Raw genomic sequence first — 19,399 nt, 5'->3', positions numbered from 1 at the left:
TTTTTGTCGCGGCGGCATTCTGGTGCCCCCAGTGCCGGCTGTATCCGTGTTCGCAGGTCACGCTGCGGCGCCGCTTACTGCACGGCGGCGGTACGCAGCGCCTTGATCGTCGAGGCTCCTGCCAAGGACGCACGCTTGGACGCGGCCTCATCAATGCGGAGCGTGCCGCCCGCACGGTCCCAAACGAGCACGATCGGCTCGGTTCCGGAGGCGTTGGGCGAGGCCCCATCATAAATCACGCCGATGCGGACGGTGCCCTCGCTTGAGAGCAGTCCCAGTGCCTTGGTAGCGAGACAAGTCTGCGCTTCCCACTCGCCGCTGCCCATGGTTGGAACCACCGAAGCATTGCCGTCCTGCACCAGCGCCACAAAGCAGCCGGCATTGATCGCGTCCGCTTCCTTGCCCTCGCCAGCGACGATCGTGGCGACATGTTCGGTGCCCGCGAGCAGCCGGAAGGACTGCGCCTCGGTCACGCTGACGTCGGTCATGCCAGCCGCCTCTGCCGCCTGACGTCCCTGGTCGATTGCTGCGGCGTCCGCGGGCGGGGAAAGCGTGATCTTGCCAGTCGCAGGCGCCGCTGCGGGCGCGCTGGAGGCCGGCGCGCTGGACACTTCCGGGGCTGGTGCTGCCGTCTCGCTCGCGTTGGCAGCCGTGTCGCCCGGTGCGGCGCTGCACGCGGTCGCGGCAAGCAGGGCGAACAGCGACAGCTTGGTGCGGTAATAGACGTGGATCATACTCATGCCCCGTTCGCAAAGCGTTGGTAGTTGGAACGCATCTCGTCGTCGTACTTGTTCTTCTTGTACGCCGGTCCGTTGTAGATGCTGGCGAACGTCGCCCATTGCCGGTTGCTCAGCGCGCGAACCAGCCGGCGATCCGCCAGCACGAAGGCGATGAACGCGCGCACCTGCGCGTGGATCGAAGCTTTCATCGCATTGACGAAGCCATCGACGGTCGCGTGACCGGCCTGGCGGTGATTTTCACCCAGGATCTGGAACGCGCCCCAGCTCGCCGACTTGAGCGCCGCCTCGCGATCCAGCTTCATCGCACGTTCGAGTTTGGGATATTGCTCGGAAAACTTGCCGTAGCCGCCTGCACTCGAATTGCAGATGTCTGGATCCGACGCGGCGAAGCGTCCGCGCGTATGGTTGTAGAACTTATGCCGTTCGAACAGGATGGTGGGGCGGCCGGAGGAGTCATACGCGCCGCGGATCGCAACCTCGGTCTGTACGACGGCCTTGATCGCCGCGACCTCGCAGCCAATCCGAGTGGCCATTTCCAGATACTCTGCATCGCTGATTCCGGCGGGGTTTCCACCGCCGCCCCCCGATGGACCGGGCGCCGCCGGAGCCGCCGATCCGCCGCGGCCGCCAGCCGGCCCTGAAGGGCGGCGCGGCGCCGGTCTGGGCGCGGGAGCAGCCGCCGGCGCCGGTCGGGCCAGCGCCCGCAGTGTGGGGCCGCCTGGATCGACGACACCGTCCGGGCGCTGCATCCTGAGAACGTGCCGCTGATAAGCCTCGATCGCAGCGCCCGTGCGTGGACCAAAGAGGCTGTCGGGCTTCAGCGGCATCACGCCGGGCACCCGCGCCCGGTTGATGAGCATCTGAATGGCTCTCACGTCAGCCCCGCGGTTTGGCTGCCGGGGGCCAACGGCAGCAGTAATCCTCACAACGCATCTCCTTGTCGCTTGCGAGTGGAAGAAGTTCGGTCATTACGTACGGGAACCCGCCGCAGATGCGCATCCCGCCGCACGGCCGTTCCGCCGCCGCCCAACCAGCCGGTCCAGCCAAGCCGGGCGCGGCCGTCGAGACGGGCCGGGGTCGCGTCGGCGCCGTCGATCTCCAGCTCGACGTCCCACTCCAGGTGGCTGGGCGCAAAGGCGTCGAGCGCCTCCGCGAGCACACGGAAGCGTGCGCCCGACGGCAGCAGCGCTTCATATTCGTGGGGGGTGCGGGGGCGGATCACGACGCGGAACGCGTCGGACGCGACGCTGGCCTGTGCGCCCAACATCGCCTCGTCACCCAGGCGCGCGAACTGGCGGCCCAGGCGGGTGCGATCCTCCGGTTCGATCTCGCGCCAGCGTGGCTGGAATTCGCGGATCTGCACCGGCTGGCCGAGTAGATGGGTGAGCGCATCCTCGATCGCCCCGGCGCTCCGGCGCGACGCGAACAGCGCCGCGTAATGAACGCGGCTCGATGCGGGAAAGGCCGCATGCTTGCCGACGCCCTCGGCCGCGCCGGTCAGCTGCGCCAGTTGCCCTGCGAAGCGATCGTCGTCCGGCCGGTCGGCCTGGCTGGTCGGCTGGGAATCGCTCCACACCCGCACGAAGAACTGCAGCATGCGTGCCGCGAGCACGTCCAGCCAGCGCCCGAATGGACGCTGGCGCGCGTAGCGTCGCTCGAACGCTGCGAACTCGGTCATGTGAAGCGGCAGCGGCCCCATCGGCCCGGTAAGGCCGAACCAGTGGCCGCCCACGCGCGCGCGGCCGTTCTTGACCTCCACCTCCGCAAGCGTGGAGTCCGGGAAGGACAGGCTCGGCACCTGGACGAAGTCCGCCACGCTTTGGGCGGGGCGGCGGGCGCGGCCGATCCGCGGCAGGTGCGGCGCGCGCGCCTCCGCACCCCGTGCGATCGGAAACAAGCCGAAGCGCTTGGTCTCGCCCGCCGCATCGGCGAGGAAGCTCAGATGGTCGGACGCCGGCCGATTCTCAGCGGCCATCGCCGGAGCTCCCCTTCGTTCGCGCTGCGGAAATGCGTTTCCGTGAAGCTGTTGATGCTCGCAAACTCAGCCAGAAAGCGTTCGAGCACTGCCGAGAACAGGAACATGCGTCCCTTGTCGAACGCGGCATCGTCCAGCGCCACGCGGATGCGGTGCCCGCGCGCGATCGCCATACGGCTCATGCCGGGCACCCGCCGGGCGATGCGCTCGGACTGGATCGCCAGCACGCCATCCACCTGCCGCCGCGATGCGGCATCGTCCTGCCGTCCGTAGAGCGCGAGGTGGTCGCGCAGCACCGAGGGATCGCTTCCGTCTTCGGGCGCGAGCGTGGTGTAGTTGGGGGTCAGGTGCCCGATCACGCGCCAGGCGGCATCGCCCAGCCCCATCGGCGGCTTGGGTCGGGTCGGCGCGCGCAGGACCGTCACCGCGCGGGCCGGCACGCCGGAGACGGTGAAGTGCTGGTTGCCGCGGAAGGTCAGCAGCTCGGGCAGCTCGCGGTTGGTGACCAGCGCACGCACCGCCAGCTCGTCGATGCCGTCCAACCGGCTCGGGTCGCCGGGCGCCGTCAGGCTGATCCAGCTCTCCGTGCCGGTATATTCCCCGCGCCGCCGCAGCCGCTGCTCGCGCGTGGACAGGCGGCGCGGTCGCAGCTGGGTGGAATAGAAGAGTGCGTCCTTGCCCTCGTGCAGCAGCGCGCCCGGCGCATAGAGCGGCGCGACTGTCCGCCCCTCGACCGTATTGGCGGCAAAGGCCTGAACCCCCAGCAGGCGGAACACCTCGAAATCGAGCGGGCGTGCGCGATCCGGCACGACATGATGCTCATGTTCGAAGCGAGAAACCCGCACGCGGCCAAGCTGCTTTTCAAACAGGTTGATCGCCGGGGTCGCGAACAGACGGAAGTTCGCCGGCTCGATCGCGTTGTGCAGCGCCGGTGCCGATCGCGAGAACAACAGCACGACGTCGCAGGCGCTTTCGCTCGCGCGGAATGCACGGTCCAGCCCCTGCAGGTCGACGAAGAGGAAGCGTTCGGGACAGGCGAAATACTCGCTGAGCAGGCGATAGCCGCGGAACGAGCGCAGTTCGGCGGGCAACAGCGCCTCGTCGTCCGCGAACCCCAGTTGCCCGGGCCCAGGGAGGCGCAACCAGCCCTCCGGTCCGGCGGCGGCCTCGGCCGAGCGCGCGATCACCGCCTGGGTATCGCCGATGATCTGGCGGTAGAGTTCGGCCGGCACCGCCTCAGATCCCGAAAGATAAATCGGCAGGTGCTTGGGAAGCACCTGTGGCAGCGGCACGCCCGCGGTCGCCTCGAACCGGAGCCGCAACCCGGCTTCCGCGCGTACGTCGGCCGCGGCCGCGAAGGGCGCAATGGCGGCGCGGCTCGGCAGATACTCTGCCTGGGTGATGCGCAGCGGCCAGAGCGTCACGTCGTGGCCGGTGCGGAACTCGACCGGCACACCGCCCTGCTCCGCTGCGACGGCGACCAGCGGCGTGTTGCGCGGAACCGGATGCCCCTTGATGAGCACGGGGTCGCCGTCCTTGGGCTCAAACCCGACGACGCACATCGACGGTGTCGGCGCGAGATAGTGCGGCTGGATCGCGTGCAGCAGATGCTGCGTGAATTCGGGATATTGGTCCGCGATCTTGAGCTGGACGCGGGCGCCCAGAAAGGCGACGCCCTCCAGCAGCCGTTCGACATAGGGATCGGGATCGGTCGGCGTCTTGAGACCGAGCCGGCCGGCAACCGCCTCATGCTCCTCACCAAACGCGCGGGCTTCCTCACGCAGATAGGCGAGTTCGTCGTTGTAGAAGCGCAGCAGCCGCGGATCGAGACCGGTGCTCATGCCACTACTCGCGCACGGTGACGGAGGCGGTCTCGGCTTCCACCTCGGTCCGGAACTTGACCGGCATCACCTGCGCGGCCGCGCTGATGTCGCCCTGGATCAGATAGGTGAGCGAGTGCGGATCGCTCGGGTCCTCGACGGGGTCGACGGTCAGCCCGTCCTTGGCCAAGCGCGGCTCGAACAGGCGGATCGCGCGGCGAATCTCCCGCGCCCGGGCCAGCACCGCACGGCGATCAAGCGTGCGCCCGGCAAGATCGCTCAGGCCGAAGTTGAGCACCGACTCCTTCACGTGCGGATACGGCTCGAGATCGACCAGTGACTCCAGATTGGTCGTGTTGAACAGCCAAGCTAGATCGCGGCGGATGGTCGCCCTCAACGCCGTTTCGTTGAAGCGCTCCAGCGTCGGCACCGAATAATAGCGGAATTTCTCACGACTGACCGTCGGCAGCTCTTCGCCCGTGTCGCGCATGCCCGAGATGTCGAGGTCGGCGACCAGCTTGTCGTAAAGCGTCGGGGTCAGCCGCTGTTGAACCGCCACGGGTCGGGTCAGCGCAGTTCGAGCGACCGGATCGACAGCAGCCCGCGATCCTCGCCGTCGGAGGTCGACCACAAACGCTGGCCGATGCCATGGCCGTCGTCCGTCCAGTTCGTCGCCCGCGCTAGTCGCTCGGGTCCCGCGTCCGGAAGGCCGGGGTAGCGCGCCGGAAGCAGCGCGGCGATGCGCGGGCCCGCCTTCAGCGTGAGTTCGACGGGATACCAGACAACGTCGCGAAGATCGCGCGGTCCCTCGCTGACGAGCAGCGAAATCGCATCGAAGGGCAGCAGGCCATAGCGCCCGTTGATCACCGCTTCGATGGTGGGGCCGAACCGCGGGTCGGCATCGGCGATCCAGTCGAACGGCACGCCGTCGAGCGTTCCGGGCGTATCCGGCGCTTCGGCAAAGGCCGCTTCGCGGCGGGCGGCGGCCTGCTCAGCCTCACCTCGCCCGTCGAGTTCGAGCGCCCCCGCCACAGCTTCGGCCCAGGCGGATCCGCCGTGAATGGGAGCGCGAAGCTCTCCGCGCAGCACCGCGGCGCGCTGTTCCTCGGCATCGAGCGCCTGGCCGTAGACGACCGACAGCATCTGCGCTTCGGGAGAAAGCTGGGCGAGCGTCGCCAACTGCGTCTTGGCCTTGGCCCATTCGCCGGCAACCGCCAGCAGCTGCCAAAGGAAGAGGCGCGTCGGCACGTCGCCAGGATCGCGGCGAGCGACCTCGACCAGCACGCGTCGCGCACCGTCGAGATCGCCCGCACGCAGCAGCATATCCGCTTCGTTCATGATGGTCCTCAGCGGATCGGCTGCGTCGTGGCTCAACCCGCCTCGTTCTGGCGGATGTCGTAGTAGGCGGTGACGACGCCGCCGTCCTTGCCACCCTGCGCGTTCTGCGCCTGATAGTCGAACGTCACCTTGGCGCAGTTGAAGGTCACCGACTCCATGATCGAGTCGCCACCTGTGGCGCCGTTGTTGTGGATGTCGGAGACGATTATGTCTTCTAGCTTGATCTTGTAATAGGTCAGCGGCGACGATCCATCACCCGCCTTTTGCGAGTAGATGATCGCTTCCTTGATGTGCTTGCCCGAGGCGCACGCCTTGAACAGGAGCGGCGACGACTTGTCGACTTCCTTCTGGATGCGGATATCGGAAATCTCGGCCTTGCCCGAGCCGCCACCGGCGCCACCGCTGTGGAATGAGCCGTGCTGGACCGCACCGAAATCGAACGAGATGATGTCGATTTCGCCGGCGTGGTTCCGCTTCGACGACTCGCCCTGGATACCGTCAATTTTCAGAAAAAGATCGACTGCCATGTGTCACTCCTGTTGCATTGATCGTACGTAGGTGTGCGGCAAGATCAGCCCGAAGTCTTGGGCAACCGCGAAACCATGCTCAACGCCACATCCATTCCCTCAAGCTGGTAATGCGGCACGAACATGAACTTCCCCTTGTAGTAGCCCGGGTTCTCCTCGTCGGGGATCACCTCAACCTTGGCGTCCTTCAGAGGCAGACGGGCCTTGGTTTCTTCGTTCGACGACGAGGGAGAGCCGTCGACATACTGAAGAACCCAATTGTTTAAGTCACGTTGCAGTTGGTCCGCTTCGCGCGATCCACCTACCCAGTCGCGCACCATGCACTTCAGGTAATGGGCGAACCGGCAGCTGGCGAAGATATACGGAAGGCGCGCCGACAAGTTCGCATTGGCGGTCGCCTCCTTCTTGTCATAGCTCGCCGGCCGGTGAACAGTTTGCGCGCCGATAAAGGTTGCCTGGTCGGTGTTCTTGCGATGGACGAGCGCCATGAGGCCCGCGGCCGAAAGCTCGGCCTCGCGCCGGTCGGAAATCGCGATCTCCGTCGGGCACTTGTGGTCGACCCCACCCTCGTCTGTCGGGAAGGTCGCGGTCGGCAGCTCCTCGACGGTGCCACCCGACTCGACCCCGCGGATGCGCGTCGTCCAGCCATAGGTGTTGAACGCCTCGGTGATGCGCGTGCCCATTGCATAGGCCGCGTTCAGCCACAGGTGGTTGTCGTGCTCGCCGCCCGAATCCTCCTCGAAATCGAACTCCTCGACGGGATCCGACTTGGCGCCATAGAGCGGCCGACCCAGGAAGCGCGGCAGCGCGAGCGCCAGGTAGCGGCTGTCCTCCGACGCGCGGAACGAGCGCCAGGCGCCATAGTCGGTCGCCTCGAACAGCTTGCCCAGATCGCGCGGGTTCGAAAGCTCGGTCCAGCTGTCCATGCCCAGCAGCGTGGGCGAGGCCGCGGCGATAAAGGGCGCGTGGCTCGCGGCACCGATCCGCGACAGGCCACGCATGACCTCCAGGTCGGGGGCCGAATGGTCGAACTGATAGTCGCAGACGAATGCGCCATAGGGCTGGCCGCCCAGCTGGCCGAACTCGCTCTCGTAGATCTTCTTGAACAGCGGGCTCTGGTCCCAGGCCGCGTCGCGGTACTGGCGGAACATCCGCCGGCACTCTTCCTTGGACATGTTCATCACGCGGATCTTCATGTCCTTCCCGGTCGCGGTATTCATGACCAGGTAGTGAAGGCCGCGCCACGCGGATTCCAGGTTCTGGAACTCCTCGTGGTGGATGATCTGGTTGATCTGTTCAGTCAGCTTGCGGTCGATCGCCGCGCGCATCGCGTCGACCGTCGCGAACACGTCGCCGCCGATGACCTGCGCGTTTTCGAGCGCCTGCTGTGCGAGCGTCTGGACCGCTTGCTCGATGCGCGTCTTGCGCTCGTCGGTGCCAGGCTTGAATTCCTTTTGCAGCAGCGCCTGGAAGTCGCTGACCTCCGTTTCCGTGGCGTGCTGGGTTTCGCCGGTCTGCCTCAGCGCTTCTTGCGCCATATTCCGCTCCGATCGATTGAGATGTTTAGGCCTGGTTCGGCGACGTTTCGGTTTCGTCGGTGCCATGCGCGCGCTGCGCCGACAGCGCCTGCAGCAGCGCGGGGTCGTTCAGGACCTTGTCCAGCAGGTCCTGTGCGCCATGCTTGCCGTCCATGTAGGACAGCAGGTCCTCAAGCTGAGTCCGCGCTTCCAGGAGCTTCGCCAGCGGTTCGATCCGCTTGGCGATCTGCCCGGGCGAGAAGTCGTCCATCGAGTTGAGCGTCAGGTCGACCGACAGTTTGCCCTCGCCCGTCAGCGTGTTGTCGACAGCAAAGGCGACGCGCGGCGCGATCGCCTCCATGCGCTGGTCGAAATTGTCCATGTCGAAGTCGGCGAACTCGCGCGCCTCGGCCGCCTTCTTGTCCTTCAGGCTCTTGCCCGAGAGATCGGACATGACACCCATGACGAAGGGGAGCTCGATCTTCTGGCGTGCGCCATAGGTCTCGACCTCATACTCGATGTGAACTCGCGGCTTCCGGTTCTCGCGAATGAAACGCTGGCCGCTCTTGATCGCCATTTCTCTGCATCCCTTGATCGCTGACGCGCCTCGAACACAAACTCTATCGGATCGGACGCCCGTTTCGCCTCTATGTCTTTACATCAAATCCTGGCTTCCGCCATCCTCTGACCTTGATCGCAGCACAGTCAAGGCTTCTCCGATACTTCCGGGCGCGATGTCGTTGAGGATGGCGACGAAATCCATGGAGATCCAACCCTTTACGCGGCCAAGTGCCACCGGCACCGGGCTCGTCGGCTCTACCCGGCCGTAATATTCGATCACGGCGTCCAACGCGCGCGCGACATCTTCGCGACTCTCGATACGTCCTGGCGCAGCACGGCCCCGGGCGCTCGTCATCGGCTCCGACATCATCGCCGAACCCGGCTCTGCATCCACCGCTGGAGGCGCATCCTGGAACACGTGCGGCCGCATCGCCTCGGCAATCGCATCCAGCGCGGCATAGGTGGAGGCGAAGTTGGTACCCGTCTGGCCGACCTTTGCCGCCTCCTCCGACAACACCGTATCGGCCCGTGCAACCGCGGCACGGATGCGCCCGACCCGCTCCATCTGGTCGGCGATCCGCTCGACGGGCGTGTCGGCGACGGCGGCGCGAAACTGGCCATAGCCGTCTGCCGCCGCGCCTTCTTCCGCAAAGCGGGCGAAGTCCTCGCCGGTGAATACGCCCAGGCGCGGGTGCTCGATCAGCGGGACTCGCCGCAGTGGCGCCAGGAACTCGCCGATGCGCACCAGGGACTCGCAGGCACCCTTGCGTCCCTCGATGCCATATTCCTCAAGCGTCGGGTGCGCGCTGTCCCAGAAGGACTCGAGATAGCCGGCAAGCAGCAAAAGCCCGTCCTCGACCCGCTCCAGTCGCCCGGCGCGAGCGCCGGCACGCGCCAGATACACCGCCAGCCACAGGTCCCGAGTTTGCGCCGCCTGGGCGAGGATGCGATCAATCGTGCGATCCCACTCGACCTCGTCCGGAGCGGTTTCGAACGCCTGTTCGATCAGCTGCCGATTGCCGTCATAGGATAGGTCCGGCCCCGCCGGTGCATCCGGCGACACGGGGCCGAGCAACGCCTGCATGTCCAAGTCCGTCACTCCCGCAACGGGCTCAGGAAATCAGCTCTGCCTCGACCCGGCGGTTCGACGGATCGGTCGCCACATGGCCCGGCAGCGGCCTGGACGAGCCAAAGCCGCGGGTCTGGAGCCGGTCGGGTGCCACGCCCTGTTCGATCAGGAACGAGGCGACCCGCTGGGCGCGCCGCTGCGACAACGGCCCGTTGATGCCGCGACCGCCGCGTTCGTCGGTGTGCCCCTCGATCAGGAAGCGCATGCTGCGCAGTTCCGGCATCAGCAGCGAGCGCGCGAACACCATCGCCGACTCCCGACCGACCGGGGTCAACCGATCCGAATTCAACTCAAAGCCGATCATCAGGTCCGCGCGCGGGCGCCCGCCCGGAACCATCGAGGTCCCACCTGCGGTCGCAGCACGCGCCGTGGTGGCAGCATAGCTGCTGCGGCGGCCGCGCGACGCCGGCGCTCGGGCCACGGTGGAAGCCGGACGTCCGCGCGCAACTGCGTTGGCGGGGGCGGAAGCCTTTGCCTCCTTTGCTCCGGGCGACCGCGCGAAGCGGAAGCCGCGAGTCTCCGGCGCGTCGCGGGTGGGTGCGGGCTCCACCTCGACGGCGCACTTGCCTGCGAACTGGCAGATATATCCTTCCACGCTGGGCCTGACCGGACCGGCCTGGCCGGCAGCCGCCTGAGCCGCCATCGCCAAACCTGCGCCGACCGCCACGACGGCTACTGCATCCCGCAACGTCATGGTAACTATCCCATCTGTTTCCACAGTTGGCCGCAAGACTATGGCATGCAGCTGAGCCGATCAACCGTTAACAATAGTGTCATGGAGACTTCGAGTTCCTGAGCACCAGCCATTGTCGGCGACGGTGAGTGTCGATAGATCAAGGATCATGGGCAGCAGGGTCGTGCCGGCACTTTTACAGCGGTCGCGCGCGCGGGAGTTAGTCGGTGGCGGATGCAGGTGAACGGCTCACGCAGATGGCGATTGATGTCGGCGACGAGCAAGTGGTGCTCGAACGGATCGAAAGCCAGGAGAGCCTCGGCCGGCCATTTGCGATCACGGCCACGATCATCTCGCCGCTGGAACTCGACCTTCAGCCGCATCTAGGCAAACCCGTCGCGCTTGCCGTGCTCGAGGACGGCGAACTGCTCCGCCGCTTCCACGGCCTGCTCACCGCCGGCGAGTACACGAAGGAAAGCCCTGCCGGGCATCACTATCAACTGACGGTTCAGCCCTGGACCTATTATCTGGCCCAAAACCGGCAGATGGCGATTTTCCAGGACAAGACCGCAGTCGAGATCATCAAGCAGGTGTTCGAGGAAGCGGGCGTTCAGGACGTGGACTATACCCGGCTGGTGCGCCCGCGCGTGACCCGCGGCTACACCGTCCAGTATCGCGAAAGCGACTTCGCATTTGCCTCACGGCTGATGGAAGAGGAAGGCATCTACTATTTCTTCCAGCACGATGCCGATCGCCACGTGATGGTGCTGTGCGAAGGCGCCGCCTCGCACCAGCCAGGCAAGGTCGCACGGCTGCGCTACAATGCGAATGCCGTGTCGGTGTTCAGCACCAACTCAAAAAGCCGCTTCGACCGGCAGCAGGAGTATCTGCAGAGCTGGACCGAGCGGGTTTCCTCCACCGGCCAGGCGCGGGTGACGGTGCGTGATTTCGACTTCGAGTCGCCCGACCAGCCGCTCGCGAGCGAAAGCATTGGCGAGGGTGGTCATGCCCGCGACGATCGCGAGATCTTTGTCTATCCCGGCCGCTACACGCGCGAAAAGACCGGGCGCGGCGATCAGGAGCAGACCGGGCGCGAGCGCGGAGAGACCTTGCTGGCGGCGCAGCGTGCAGGCCGCCGGATCTTTACCGGCCAGTCGCAGGCGGCGGGGATCACCACCGGCTATCGGCTGGACGTGGCGGAACATCCGGCCAGCCGAATGAACGGCAGCTATCTCGTCACCTCCACCTTCCATTCGATCGCGTCGGAAAGCTACCGCTCCGGGTCGCAGGAAGACGAAGAGCCGTTCAACGTCCGGTTCGAGGCGATCCCGGCCGATACCGCCTTCCAGTTGCCGCCGGAGACTCCGCGCCCGCGCGCGCAGGGCCTGGAGACGGCGATCGTCACCGGCCCGCCAGGCGAGACGATCTACACCGACGAATATGGCCGGGTGAAGGTCCGCTTCCCCTGGGATCGCGCGAGCACGCCCGGCGAGCGCTCGACCTGCTGGATCCGCGTGTCGCAGACGGGGGGCCTCGGCAATGTCATCCTGCCGCGGGTCGGCCATGAGGTCCTGGTGGACTTCCTCGACGGCGATCCCGATCGCCCGCTGGTGGTAGGCCGCGTGTTCAACAAGGCGCACATGCCGGTCTATGACCTGCCCGCCAACAAGACTCGGGCGGTGTGGCGCACGCTGACCTATGGCGATTCCGGGCAGTATCCCGAGACCGAGGCGCTCGACAGCGGCCAGAACCGCACCTCCAACGAGATCCGGTTCGAGGACAAGGGCGGGCAGGAGGAACTGTTCGTCCACGCCGAGCGCGACATGAACAGCCGCGTTCGATTCGACCAGAGCAACCACGTCGGCCACAACCAGGATCGACGCGTCGGCCTCGACCGCACCACCCGCATCGGCCGGGACGACACCAAGACCATCGTCGGCAAGCGCGGCACGCATGTGCAGAAGACCGACTCGCTGCTTGTCGACGGCGTTCTCTCGATCGAGAGCAAGGAAGCCATCACCATCCGGGTGAAGAATTCGCAGATCACGATTGGCCCGAACAGCATCGTGATCCAGTCGCCGAACGTGCAGATCCAGGCGAACGAGCAGGCGGTCGTGAACGCCGGCACCTCGACGCGGGTGAACGGCGGCAGCGAGTTGATCCTCAACGGCGGCACGACCAACATCAACCCGGACGGCATCTCGGGCAAGGCGTTCGGTGAACCGGCAAAACTCGGCGACGCCGCGGGGGACGCGTGATCGATCGGCGGCATCTCCCCTCAGGCTCTTGCAACCACCGCCTCGATCGCTGATGCCAAGGCGATGACGCTCACTCTTTCGATCCGCAGCGGCCCTGCGTCGAGCCCGGCCGAATTTGTGCTCGACCGTCGGGACGGGGTGATCGGCCGAGCGACGGGTTGCGACTGGTCGCTGCCCGACCCGACGCGCCACGTCTCCTCGCGTCATTTCGAGATCCGCTTCGATGGCCAGGGCTATCTGCTGGTCGACTGCAGCACCAACGGCACCTTCCTCGCCAACACCGGCGAGCGCCTGTCCGGTCCACACCGCATCGTCGATGGGGACGCATTCACGGTGGGTCCGTTCACCATCACCGCGCGCCTGGTCCAGGCTGGCGCGCCTCCCGCGTGGCGCGGCTGGGACGACGGAGGCGAGCAGACCACGACCGAGGCGCCGGGCTGGGGCAGCCCCCCCGCTCCCGCCAACAGCGGCTGGGGCACGCCCCCCGCGGCCGAGCCGGCAAGTCCCGGCTGGGGCGCGCTCCCCCCGCACAGCGCCAGCGCCAGTGCCAGCGGCTGGCAGCCGCAGACCGGCCCCTCCCTGGCACGGGCAGAGCCGCACCGCGCTGCAGCGAACTGGGGTGCGGCATCGCCTCTCCCGCAGGGCAGCGGGCCAGCGGCGGATCGCGGCTGGGCACCCGCTCCGGCCCCCGCCGCGCCTCCGGTTGCCTCCGCCTGGGACACCGCCATGCCCGCCCCGGATCCCGCGTCCGGCTGGTCCAGCGCAGCCCCGGACCGGCCGCCCGCGCCCACGCCGGATGACCTGTGGGGACGGATTGCCGAGGGCAATGTGGTGGACTGGGCGCGCGGCGGTTTCGGTCAACCCGTGGAGCCCCGGCGCGACCCGCTGGGGCTTGCCCCGAAAACTTCGGCCGCAGCGCCGCCGCCACCGACGCGCACGCCGCCCGCCGCAGCGCCTGTGCCTCCGGCGGCACCCATGGCGCGCGCCGACGCGTTCCTCGACAGCCTTGGCATCGACACTGCGCGCTTGGACGGCGATGCGGCTGCGCGTGCGGCCATGCTGTTTCGCAAGCTCGTCGCCGGGCTGGTCGTCATGCTGGAGGCTCGCGCCCGCGCCAAGGCGCAGCTTGGCGCTGAGGCGACGGCGTTCAGCCCGGACGGGCACAATCCTCTGAAGTTCGCGCGAACTCCCGACGAGGCGCTGGCGATGCTGCTGGATCCGTCGCAGCCGGGCTTCATGCCGCCCGAGCGCGCGGTGGAAGACGCGTTCAAGGACCTGCAGTCGCATCAGGTGGCAACCGTGCGCGCCATGCAGGGAGCGCTGCGCACCACGCTGGAGCGTTTCTCGCCCTCGGCAATTCGTGCGCGTGCGGGCAGCAGCGGCGTTCTCGAGCGCATCGTCCCGGCCGCCCGGGACGCAGCGCTGTGGCAAGCCTATGAGCGCGAATTCGGTGGCGTGGCGCAAGGCTCGGACGAGGCATTCCTTGACATGTTCGCCAAGGAATTTCGCGAAGCCTATGGCAAGGGCACGCACTGATCCTGGGGAGGCGCCGCGAGGCCCGGCGGCGACGATGCCGATAGCGTAGCGGCGGTGGCCGGGCAGCTAGCGGGTGCAATCCACGGCCGACGCGGCATCCCCGAGCACTGGGTCGAGCGCTTGGCGTTCGGTGACGCGATCGAGGCACGCGCCGGGCGGCTGCTGGCGCTTAACCTTGGTGGCGAGGGATAGCGCACGCTGCCAGCGGGCGCTCATCTGAAGCTCCGACACGCCGGCGTCGCTCAGCAGGTCCGTCCAGTTCCTGATGATGATCAGCCGCCTGCTGCGGCCCGACGCGATTACACCCGCGCGCGAGTCCCGATCCGCATCGGTGCCGTTCGGATCCCCCAGCCGGCCCGTGCGCCGCATATCGGAAGCCTGCAGCAAGACGGGCGCGAGCGTCCTTGGGCTCGCGCCCCGGATAGAACCGAATGATGCCTTTTGGCCGTAGATGCCGCGAGTTGATCGGGTCTCCCGGCGAGGTCGCGCAACATGCGGTCTACAACATCGCTTTAGCGCCAGGCAGCTGCGCACATCGCCTCCAGCAGATCGGGATAGCTCCAGCCGTCCACCCTTGCTGCTATGGCGGAAAGGCTGTCCTGATCAGCACGGCCTGGCCGACCCGGTCCAGTCATGTTCGGCTTCATGTTGAGGTCGAACAGCCGGAACATCCCTGTTGGATCCTGTCGGCAGTCGATCCGGATCGCGGCTCTCGCCTCCACAAGGCGCGCTGCCTCGACACAGGCCGCGATCATGGCGATCACGTCAGGATCGGACAGCCGCCCCTCCTCCATCGCGACGCTGTTGGCGGTTACCGGCACGTCGCCATTGTAGGGGGCGACCCCGTCGCGCTGGTCGAAGCGCCGCACGGGGCGCAGCGCCCAGTGTCCGGGTCCGGCAGTGCCGTCGGGCCTGGGCGAGGCGGGCGGCATCACGGTGACGGTGACCTCCTCGCCGTCCAGATACTCCTCGACCATCAACGTGTCGCCGAAGCGCCCCTCGTCGAGCAGCTTTTCCGCGGCGTGACCCAGCGCGGCCATGTCGCGAACCCGCGTCACCCCCTGGCTGCCACGTCCGCGTACGGGCTTGACGATGGCAGGGAGACCCAGGCCCCCTTCGCTGACTGCGGCCTCCAGATCCGCCAGCGCGCGAACCCCCTCTCGAGCAGTCCGCGACAGGAGAAAGGAGCGCGCCACCGGCAGCCCTGCGCGCGCCAGGGACCGGTTGGTCTCGAACTTGTCGTCCCACGCCTGCATCGCCGCAGGAAGCTGGCCGACGATCCCCACCTCGCCCAGCACGGCCTCCAGCGGATGTCCCCCGAACAGGACCGTGTTGGCCCACAGCGTGGTGGCGCCGGACGCGCGTGCCCGCGCGATGCCCTCCGCCGTGTCGGGGAACACCCACTCGAGTGCCACGGCCGGATCCGGTTGTGCAACCGGCGTGACGACCTGCTGCCCTCGACCCTGAAGCGCAAAGGCGATGTCGGCGCCCCCATCGGAGTAGCCGCCGGGCTTCGCGTCCTTGCGCAGGCCATCGATGACGGGTGGCGGCACTGCCTGGAAGAGGATCGCAACGGCATTCCGGGTCACGGATTTTTCCTTTCGAGGGCACGCGGTGATGCAACCAGCCACTCCCGGAGCAGCGCAGTCGTCTCGCCCGGTCGTTCCAGCGGTGCAAGATGGCCGCACGATCTCAGCACATGGAATCGCGAGCCTTCGATCCGGTCAGCCAGGGCACGCGCGTCTTCCGGCAGGCATATACGGTCGCGATCTCCCACGGCGACCAGCGTCGGCACCCGGATCGCGGCAATCGCGGCGTCCAGGTTCGGCCGCGCCAGCAGCGCCCGCTGCTGGCGCTCGAACACGTCGCCCCCGACCCGTTCCACCATTGCCTGGACCGGTCCGCTGATGATCGATGTCAGCTGCGGATCGGCATGCGGCGCGGTGGCCAGCATCCCCTGCTCGGCCATTGTGCGCGGACGGGCGCTCAGCGAGGCGCGCGTGCCGAACAGCGCGAGCCGCTCGATCCGCTCCGGCTGCTGGCGAACCATCTCCATCGCCACATATCCGCCAAGGCTTACCCCCGCGACCGCGAAACGGGGCGGCGTGTGTGCCAGAACGCGCCGGGCCATGCCGGCCAGCGTGTCGTCAGCCGTCAGGTCGCCAAGCTCCGGATGAACCAGGCCCGCCAGGTCCACTACCTGTCGTGCCCAGAGCTGCCCGTCGCACCCCATGGCGGGGAGCAGAACAAGGGGTGTGGGTGGCCTGATCATGGTGCAACCTCCTGGGACATGGCAGGAAAGACAAGCGGAGCGGCGAGCAGAACCAGGACGACGCGGGCGAGATGGGTGACGATCACCACGCCGGGCTCCAGTGCCAGGCTGAGCGCGACCAGGCTCATCTCCGCCAGGCCCCCGGGCGAATAGGCCAGCGCCAGCAGTCCGATATCCAGTCCGGTCACCCGTCCCACTGTGATCGCCCAGCCAAAGGTAAGCGCCAGCAGGATCGCGGTCGAGCCCGCAGCTAGGCCAAGTAGGCGGCCGAACATGCGCAGCGTCAGTCCCGTGAAGCGACAACCGATCGTCGCGCCCAGGCCCGTCTGGGCAGCCGCGAGCAGCCAGACCGGGACCCGGAAGTCGGTGACCCCGCTTGCATGGAGTATCGCACTCACCGCGAGCGGGCCGATCAGGTGCCATGCGGGAAGCCTGAGCGCGCGCCCGACCAGCAGCCCGACGCCTATAGAAACGCCGCCCCAGATCAGCAGGTCCAGGCTTAGCGCGCCTGACGCGGAGGTCACGGCAGTGACTTTCGCCGACGCAGGCGAATGAAAGTGGCGGATCAGGAACGGCAGCACGAACACGACCAGGAAGATGCGAGCGGCATGGATCAGCCCAACGGTACGCTCATCCGCGCCCCGTTCGCTGCTCATCAGCACCATCTCGGCGATGCCGCCGGGCATGCCGGCAAAATAGGCGGTGGCCGGGTCGAACTTGGCGACCCGGCGGAACCAGGTGACGCACAACACGGCGCCGGCGGCCAGGAACAGCGGCAGCATCGCCAGCGGCACCCACCACTCCCGCGCTAACGACAGGAGCCCGGGATGAAAGGAGCTGCCCAGCACGACGCCGATCACCGCCGCCATCGGCCGACGCATCGCAGGGCCGGCCGCGATCGGCAGCCGTGCGATGCTTCCCGCCGCGCAGGCCGCCATCGACCCGAGGATCCAGGGAAGCGGGGCGCCGACCACCAGGAACAGCGCGCCCCCCGCCCCGCCGAGCGCCACCGCGGCCAGGAAACGCAGGATGATCCGGGCGCGCTCACCCTCAGCATGCACCGACCGGCTCACAGCAACAGGCCCAGCGCCCCCAACACCCCGCGCTCGGGATCTGCAAGCCCTTCCCAGATCATGCGGCCAGCGACGTAGAGGATCACCAGCAGCCCCACGTACGCAAGCCAGCGATAGCGCTCGATCACCCGTGCCAGCAGGTTGGCGGCCAGGCCCATCAGGGCGACCGACAGGATCAGACCGATCGCCAGGATACCGGGATGCTCCCGCGCCGCGCCCGCCACTGCGAGCACATTGTCGAGGCTCATGGAGACGTCCGCTACCGCCACCGCCCATGCCGCGGGCCAGAACCGCGCAGGTGCGGCCGCTGCGGCCGGATCCGTGGCGCTGTGCTGCTCAGGCGTTTCGCGCAGCTCGCGCCACATCTTCCATGCCACCCACAGCAGCAGCAGACCTCCGGCAAGCACCAGCCCGACGAGCTGCAGAAGCTGGGTGACGACCAGCGCGAACGCGACGCGCAGCACCAGTGCGGCGATCACCCCGATCAGGATGACGCGCCGTCGCATCGCAGGCGGCAATCCTGCCGCCAGCGCGCCGACCACGATGGCGTTGTCGGCCGCCAGCATGATGTCGATCATCACAACCTGGGCAAAGGCGGCGAGCGCGGCCGGCGAGCCGATGTGCGCAAAGTCGCTGACGATGTGGTTCCACAGCTCGGTCATGGTCTTATCCGATCAACGGGAATGCGAGCGACAGCATGCCGATGATCGTCATCACGGCGCACACCGCGGCCGCGGGCACCAGGGTGAATTTCTGGTGATCCGCCAGATCGATCCCCGCCAGGCTGACCAGCAGATAGGTCGACGGGACCAGCGGGCTGAGCAGATGCACCGGCTGGCCCATCAGGGAAGCGCGCGCGATCGCGATCGGCTCGACGCCATAATGCGCGCCGGCCTCGGCCAGGATCGGCAGCATCCCGAAGTAAAAAGCGTCGTTGGAGATGAAGAAGGTGAACGGCAGGCTCAGCGCGGCCGTGATCGGCGCCATATAGGGCCCGAGCGCCGGCGGGATGAGGCCGACGACCTCGCGGCTCATCGCCTCCACCATGCCGGTCCCCGACAGGATGCCCGTGAAGATGCCGGCAGCGAAGATCAGCGACACCACTGCCAGCACGTTTCCGGCATGGGCGGAAATGCGCTCCTTCTGTTCGGCGACCTGGGGATAGTTGACGATCATCGCGATCGCGAACGCCAGCATCATCAGCACGGCAAGCGGCAGGATGCCCGTGACCAGACCGACCAGCAACACGATCACCAGCGCGCCATTGAACCAGCGCAGGCGCGGGCGGCGGGCCTCCGGAAACTGCGACACCGCCATTCCGGTAAAGGCGGTCGGTTCGCTGCTCTTGACGTGACCGATCCGCCGCCGCTCGCGCCGCCCGAAATGCACGGCCAGCAGGATCAGCGTGGCGAGCCCGGCGATCATGCCCGGAACCAGCGGCAGGAAGAGCGTGGCCGGATCAAGCTTCAGCGCGCTGGCCGCTCGCGCGGTCGGCCCGCCCCAGGGTGTCAGGTTCATGATGCCACTGGTCGTCATCAACAGGCAGCACAGGTACAGCCTGTTCATGTCGAACCGCTTGTAGAGCGGCAGCAACGCGGCGATCGTGATGATGTAGGTGGTCGATCCGTCACCATCCAGGCTGACCAGGGCGCAGAGTACGACCGTGCCGACCAGGATCAGCAGCGGATCGCCATGCACCACGCGCAGGAGCCGGTTGACCAGCGGGTCGAACAGCCCGGTGTCGGTCATGGTGGAAAAGAACAGGATCGCGAACAAAAGCATGACGCCGGTCGGCGCGAGGTTCTTGATCCCGTCGATCATCATGTCGCCGAGTCCGGAGGCAAAGCCGGCCGCCAGGGCGAAGGCGGTCGGCACGACAACCAGCGCGACCAGCGGGGTCATCCGCTTGGTCATGATGAGCGTCATGAACGTGGCCACCATCAGGAAGCCGAGCAGCGCGAGGTCCATGGATAAGTCCTT

Annotated in this window: 19 protein-coding genes; 3 read left to right on the top strand and 16 right to left on the bottom strand. The window is 67.3% G+C overall.

Features of this window, described 5'->3' with window-relative positions; translation table 11 throughout:
* Nucleotides 1-74 precede the first annotated feature (74 nt).
* From LK533_RS03250 to LK533_RS03200, 11 genes are all read right to left on the bottom strand, one after another.
* Nucleotides 75-740, bottom strand: coding sequence for a hypothetical protein (locus LK533_RS03250; protein WP_229361325.1), 666 nt, complete (start codon nt 738-740; stop codon nt 75-77).
* On the bottom strand, nt 737-1,615 hold the full coding sequence (locus tag LK533_RS03245; RefSeq protein WP_324255251.1) for an N-acetylmuramidase family protein: 879 nt from the start codon (nt 1,613-1,615) through the stop codon (nt 737-739). Before LK533_RS03245 ends, LK533_RS03250 begins: the two co-directional genes overlap by 4 nt.
* A 47-nt stretch (nt 1,616-1,662) precedes the next feature.
* Entirely contained in the window at nt 1,663-2,715 is a 1,053-nt protein-coding gene (gene tssG, locus LK533_RS03240; RefSeq protein WP_229361324.1) for a type VI secretion system baseplate subunit TssG, read from the bottom strand.
* Complete coding sequence (gene tssF, locus LK533_RS03235) at nt 2,679-4,556, bottom strand: type VI secretion system baseplate subunit TssF (RefSeq protein WP_229361323.1); 1,878 nt, start codon at nt 4,554-4,556, stop codon at nt 2,679-2,681. The genes tssG and tssF overlap by 37 nt, the downstream gene beginning before the upstream one ends.
* A gap of 4 nt (nt 4,557-4,560) precedes the next feature.
* Complete coding sequence (gene tssE, locus LK533_RS03230) at nt 4,561-5,094, bottom strand: type VI secretion system baseplate subunit TssE (RefSeq protein WP_229361322.1); 534 nt, start codon at nt 5,092-5,094, stop codon at nt 4,561-4,563.
* A gap of 8 nt (nt 5,095-5,102) precedes the next feature.
* Nucleotides 5,103-5,873, bottom strand: a complete 771-nt coding sequence (locus tag LK533_RS03225) for a type VI secretion system accessory protein TagJ (RefSeq protein ID WP_229361321.1) — start codon at nt 5,871-5,873, stop codon at nt 5,103-5,105.
* Nucleotides 5,874-5,905: 32 nt separating this feature from the next.
* Nucleotides 5,906-6,400, bottom strand: a complete 495-nt coding sequence (locus tag LK533_RS03220) for an Hcp family type VI secretion system effector (protein ID WP_229361320.1) — start codon at nt 6,398-6,400, stop codon at nt 5,906-5,908.
* Between the two features lie 44 nt (nt 6,401-6,444).
* Nucleotides 6,445-7,938, bottom strand: coding sequence for a type VI secretion system contractile sheath large subunit (gene tssC / locus LK533_RS03215; RefSeq protein WP_229361319.1), 1,494 nt, complete (start codon nt 7,936-7,938; stop codon nt 6,445-6,447).
* Between the two features lie 25 nt (nt 7,939-7,963).
* Nucleotides 7,964-8,494, bottom strand: a complete 531-nt coding sequence (gene tssB / locus LK533_RS03210; protein WP_229361318.1) for a type VI secretion system contractile sheath small subunit — start codon at nt 8,492-8,494, stop codon at nt 7,964-7,966.
* Nucleotides 8,495-8,572: 78 nt separating this feature from the next.
* Nucleotides 8,573-9,577 carry an ImpA family type VI secretion system protein gene (locus LK533_RS03205; RefSeq protein ID WP_229361317.1) on the bottom strand — a complete coding sequence of 335 codons (1,005 nt, stop codon included), beginning with the start codon at nt 9,575-9,577 and terminating at the stop codon, nt 8,573-8,575.
* A 13-nt stretch (nt 9,578-9,590) separates the two neighbouring features.
* Nucleotides 9,591-10,301: an OmpA family protein gene (locus LK533_RS03200; RefSeq protein WP_229361316.1), complete on the bottom strand. Its 711-nt coding sequence runs from the start codon at nt 10,299-10,301 to the stop codon at nt 9,591-9,593.
* A 206-nt stretch (nt 10,302-10,507) separates the two neighbouring features.
* On the opposite strand from LK533_RS03200, the gene LK533_RS03195 reads away from it, so the two are divergent.
* The 3 genes from LK533_RS03195 to LK533_RS03185 all read left to right on the top strand — a co-directional run bounded on the left by LK533_RS03195 (nt 10,508) and on the right by LK533_RS03185 (nt 14,266).
* Entirely contained in the window at nt 10,508-12,538 is a 2,031-nt protein-coding gene (locus LK533_RS03195) for a type VI secretion system Vgr family protein (RefSeq protein ID WP_229361315.1), read from the top strand.
* A 63-nt stretch (nt 12,539-12,601) separates the two neighbouring features.
* Nucleotides 12,602-14,074 carry a type VI secretion system-associated FHA domain protein TagH gene (tagH, locus tag LK533_RS03190; RefSeq protein WP_229361314.1) on the top strand — a complete coding sequence of 491 codons (1,473 nt, stop codon included), beginning with the start codon at nt 12,602-12,604 and terminating at the stop codon, nt 14,072-14,074.
* A 54-nt stretch (nt 14,075-14,128) separates the two neighbouring features.
* Nucleotides 14,129-14,266 (top strand): hypothetical protein, encoded by a 138-nt coding sequence (locus LK533_RS03185; RefSeq protein WP_229361313.1) that lies wholly within the window; start codon nt 14,129-14,131, stop codon nt 14,264-14,266.
* A 320-nt stretch (nt 14,267-14,586) separates the two neighbouring features.
* On the opposite strand, the gene LK533_RS03180 is transcribed toward LK533_RS03185, so the two are convergent.
* Genes LK533_RS03180 through LK533_RS03160 form a run of 5 tightly spaced genes read right to left on the bottom strand, consistent with a single transcriptional unit; the run spans nt 14,587 to nt 19,387 of the window.
* Nucleotides 14,587-15,663: a biotin carboxylase gene (locus LK533_RS03180; protein WP_229361312.1), complete on the bottom strand. Its 1,077-nt coding sequence runs from the start codon at nt 15,661-15,663 to the stop codon at nt 14,587-14,589.
* Nucleotides 15,660-16,346, bottom strand: coding sequence for an alpha/beta fold hydrolase (locus LK533_RS03175; RefSeq protein WP_229361311.1), 687 nt, complete (start codon nt 16,344-16,346; stop codon nt 15,660-15,662). Before LK533_RS03175 ends, LK533_RS03180 begins: the two co-directional genes overlap by 4 nt.
* Nucleotides 16,343-17,407, bottom strand: a complete 1,065-nt coding sequence (locus LK533_RS03170) for an AbrB family transcriptional regulator (protein WP_229361310.1) — start codon at nt 17,405-17,407, stop codon at nt 16,343-16,345. Before LK533_RS03170 ends, LK533_RS03175 begins: the two co-directional genes overlap by 4 nt.
* 8 nt (nt 17,408-17,415) lie before the next feature.
* Complete coding sequence (locus tag LK533_RS03165) at nt 17,416-18,081, bottom strand: YjbE family putative metal transport protein (protein ID WP_229361309.1); 666 nt, start codon at nt 18,079-18,081, stop codon at nt 17,416-17,418.
* Nucleotides 18,082-18,085: 4 nt separating this feature from the next.
* Nucleotides 18,086-19,387, bottom strand: a complete 1,302-nt coding sequence (locus LK533_RS03160; protein ID WP_229361308.1) for a CitMHS family transporter — start codon at nt 19,385-19,387, stop codon at nt 18,086-18,088.
* Nucleotides 19,388-19,399 lie beyond the last annotated feature (12 nt).

Origin of the sequence: Sphingomonas sp. PL-96, from assembly GCF_020707215.1 — a bacterium.
Lineage (GTDB): Bacteria > Pseudomonadota > Alphaproteobacteria > Sphingomonadales > Sphingomonadaceae > Sphingomonas.
This window is presented reverse-complemented; position numbering and strand designations above follow the sequence as displayed.

What these genes read in the sequence shown, in the direction of transcription:
- LK533_RS03250 (WP_229361325.1), bottom strand. Translation starts at nt 740, where the DNA reads ATGAGTATGATCCACGTCTATTACCGCACCAAGCTGTCGCTGTTCGCC.
- tssG (WP_229361324.1), bottom strand. Translation starts at nt 2,715, where the DNA reads ATGGCCGCTGAGAATCGGCCGGCGTCCGACCATCTGAGCTTCCTCGCC.
- tssF (WP_229361323.1), bottom strand. Translation starts at nt 4,556, where the DNA reads ATGAGCACCGGTCTCGATCCGCGGCTGCTGCGCTTCTACAACGACGAA.
- LK533_RS03225 (WP_229361321.1), bottom strand. Translation starts at nt 5,873, where the DNA reads ATGAACGAAGCGGATATGCTGCTGCGTGCGGGCGATCTCGACGGTGCG.
- LK533_RS03220 (WP_229361320.1), bottom strand. Translation starts at nt 6,400, where the DNA reads ATGGCAGTCGATCTTTTTCTGAAAATTGACGGTATCCAGGGCGAGTCG.
- tssC (WP_229361319.1), bottom strand. Translation starts at nt 7,938, where the DNA reads ATGGCGCAAGAAGCGCTGAGGCAGACCGGCGAAACCCAGCACGCCACG.
- tssB (WP_229361318.1), bottom strand. Translation starts at nt 8,494, where the DNA reads ATGGCGATCAAGAGCGGCCAGCGTTTCATTCGCGAGAACCGGAAGCCG.
- LK533_RS03200 (WP_229361316.1), bottom strand. Translation starts at nt 10,301, where the DNA reads ATGACGTTGCGGGATGCAGTAGCCGTCGTGGCGGTCGGCGCAGGTTTG.
- tagH (WP_229361314.1), top strand. Translation starts at nt 12,602, where the DNA reads ATGACGCTCACTCTTTCGATCCGCAGCGGCCCTGCGTCGAGCCCGGCC.
- LK533_RS03175 (WP_229361311.1), bottom strand. Translation starts at nt 16,346, where the DNA reads ATGATCAGGCCACCCACACCCCTTGTTCTGCTCCCCGCCATGGGGTGC.
- LK533_RS03165 (WP_229361309.1), bottom strand. Translation starts at nt 18,081, where the DNA reads ATGACCGAGCTGTGGAACCACATCGTCAGCGACTTTGCGCACATCGGC.
- LK533_RS03160 (WP_229361308.1), bottom strand. Translation starts at nt 19,387, where the DNA reads ATGGACCTCGCGCTGCTCGGCTTCCTGATGGTGGCCACGTTCATGACG.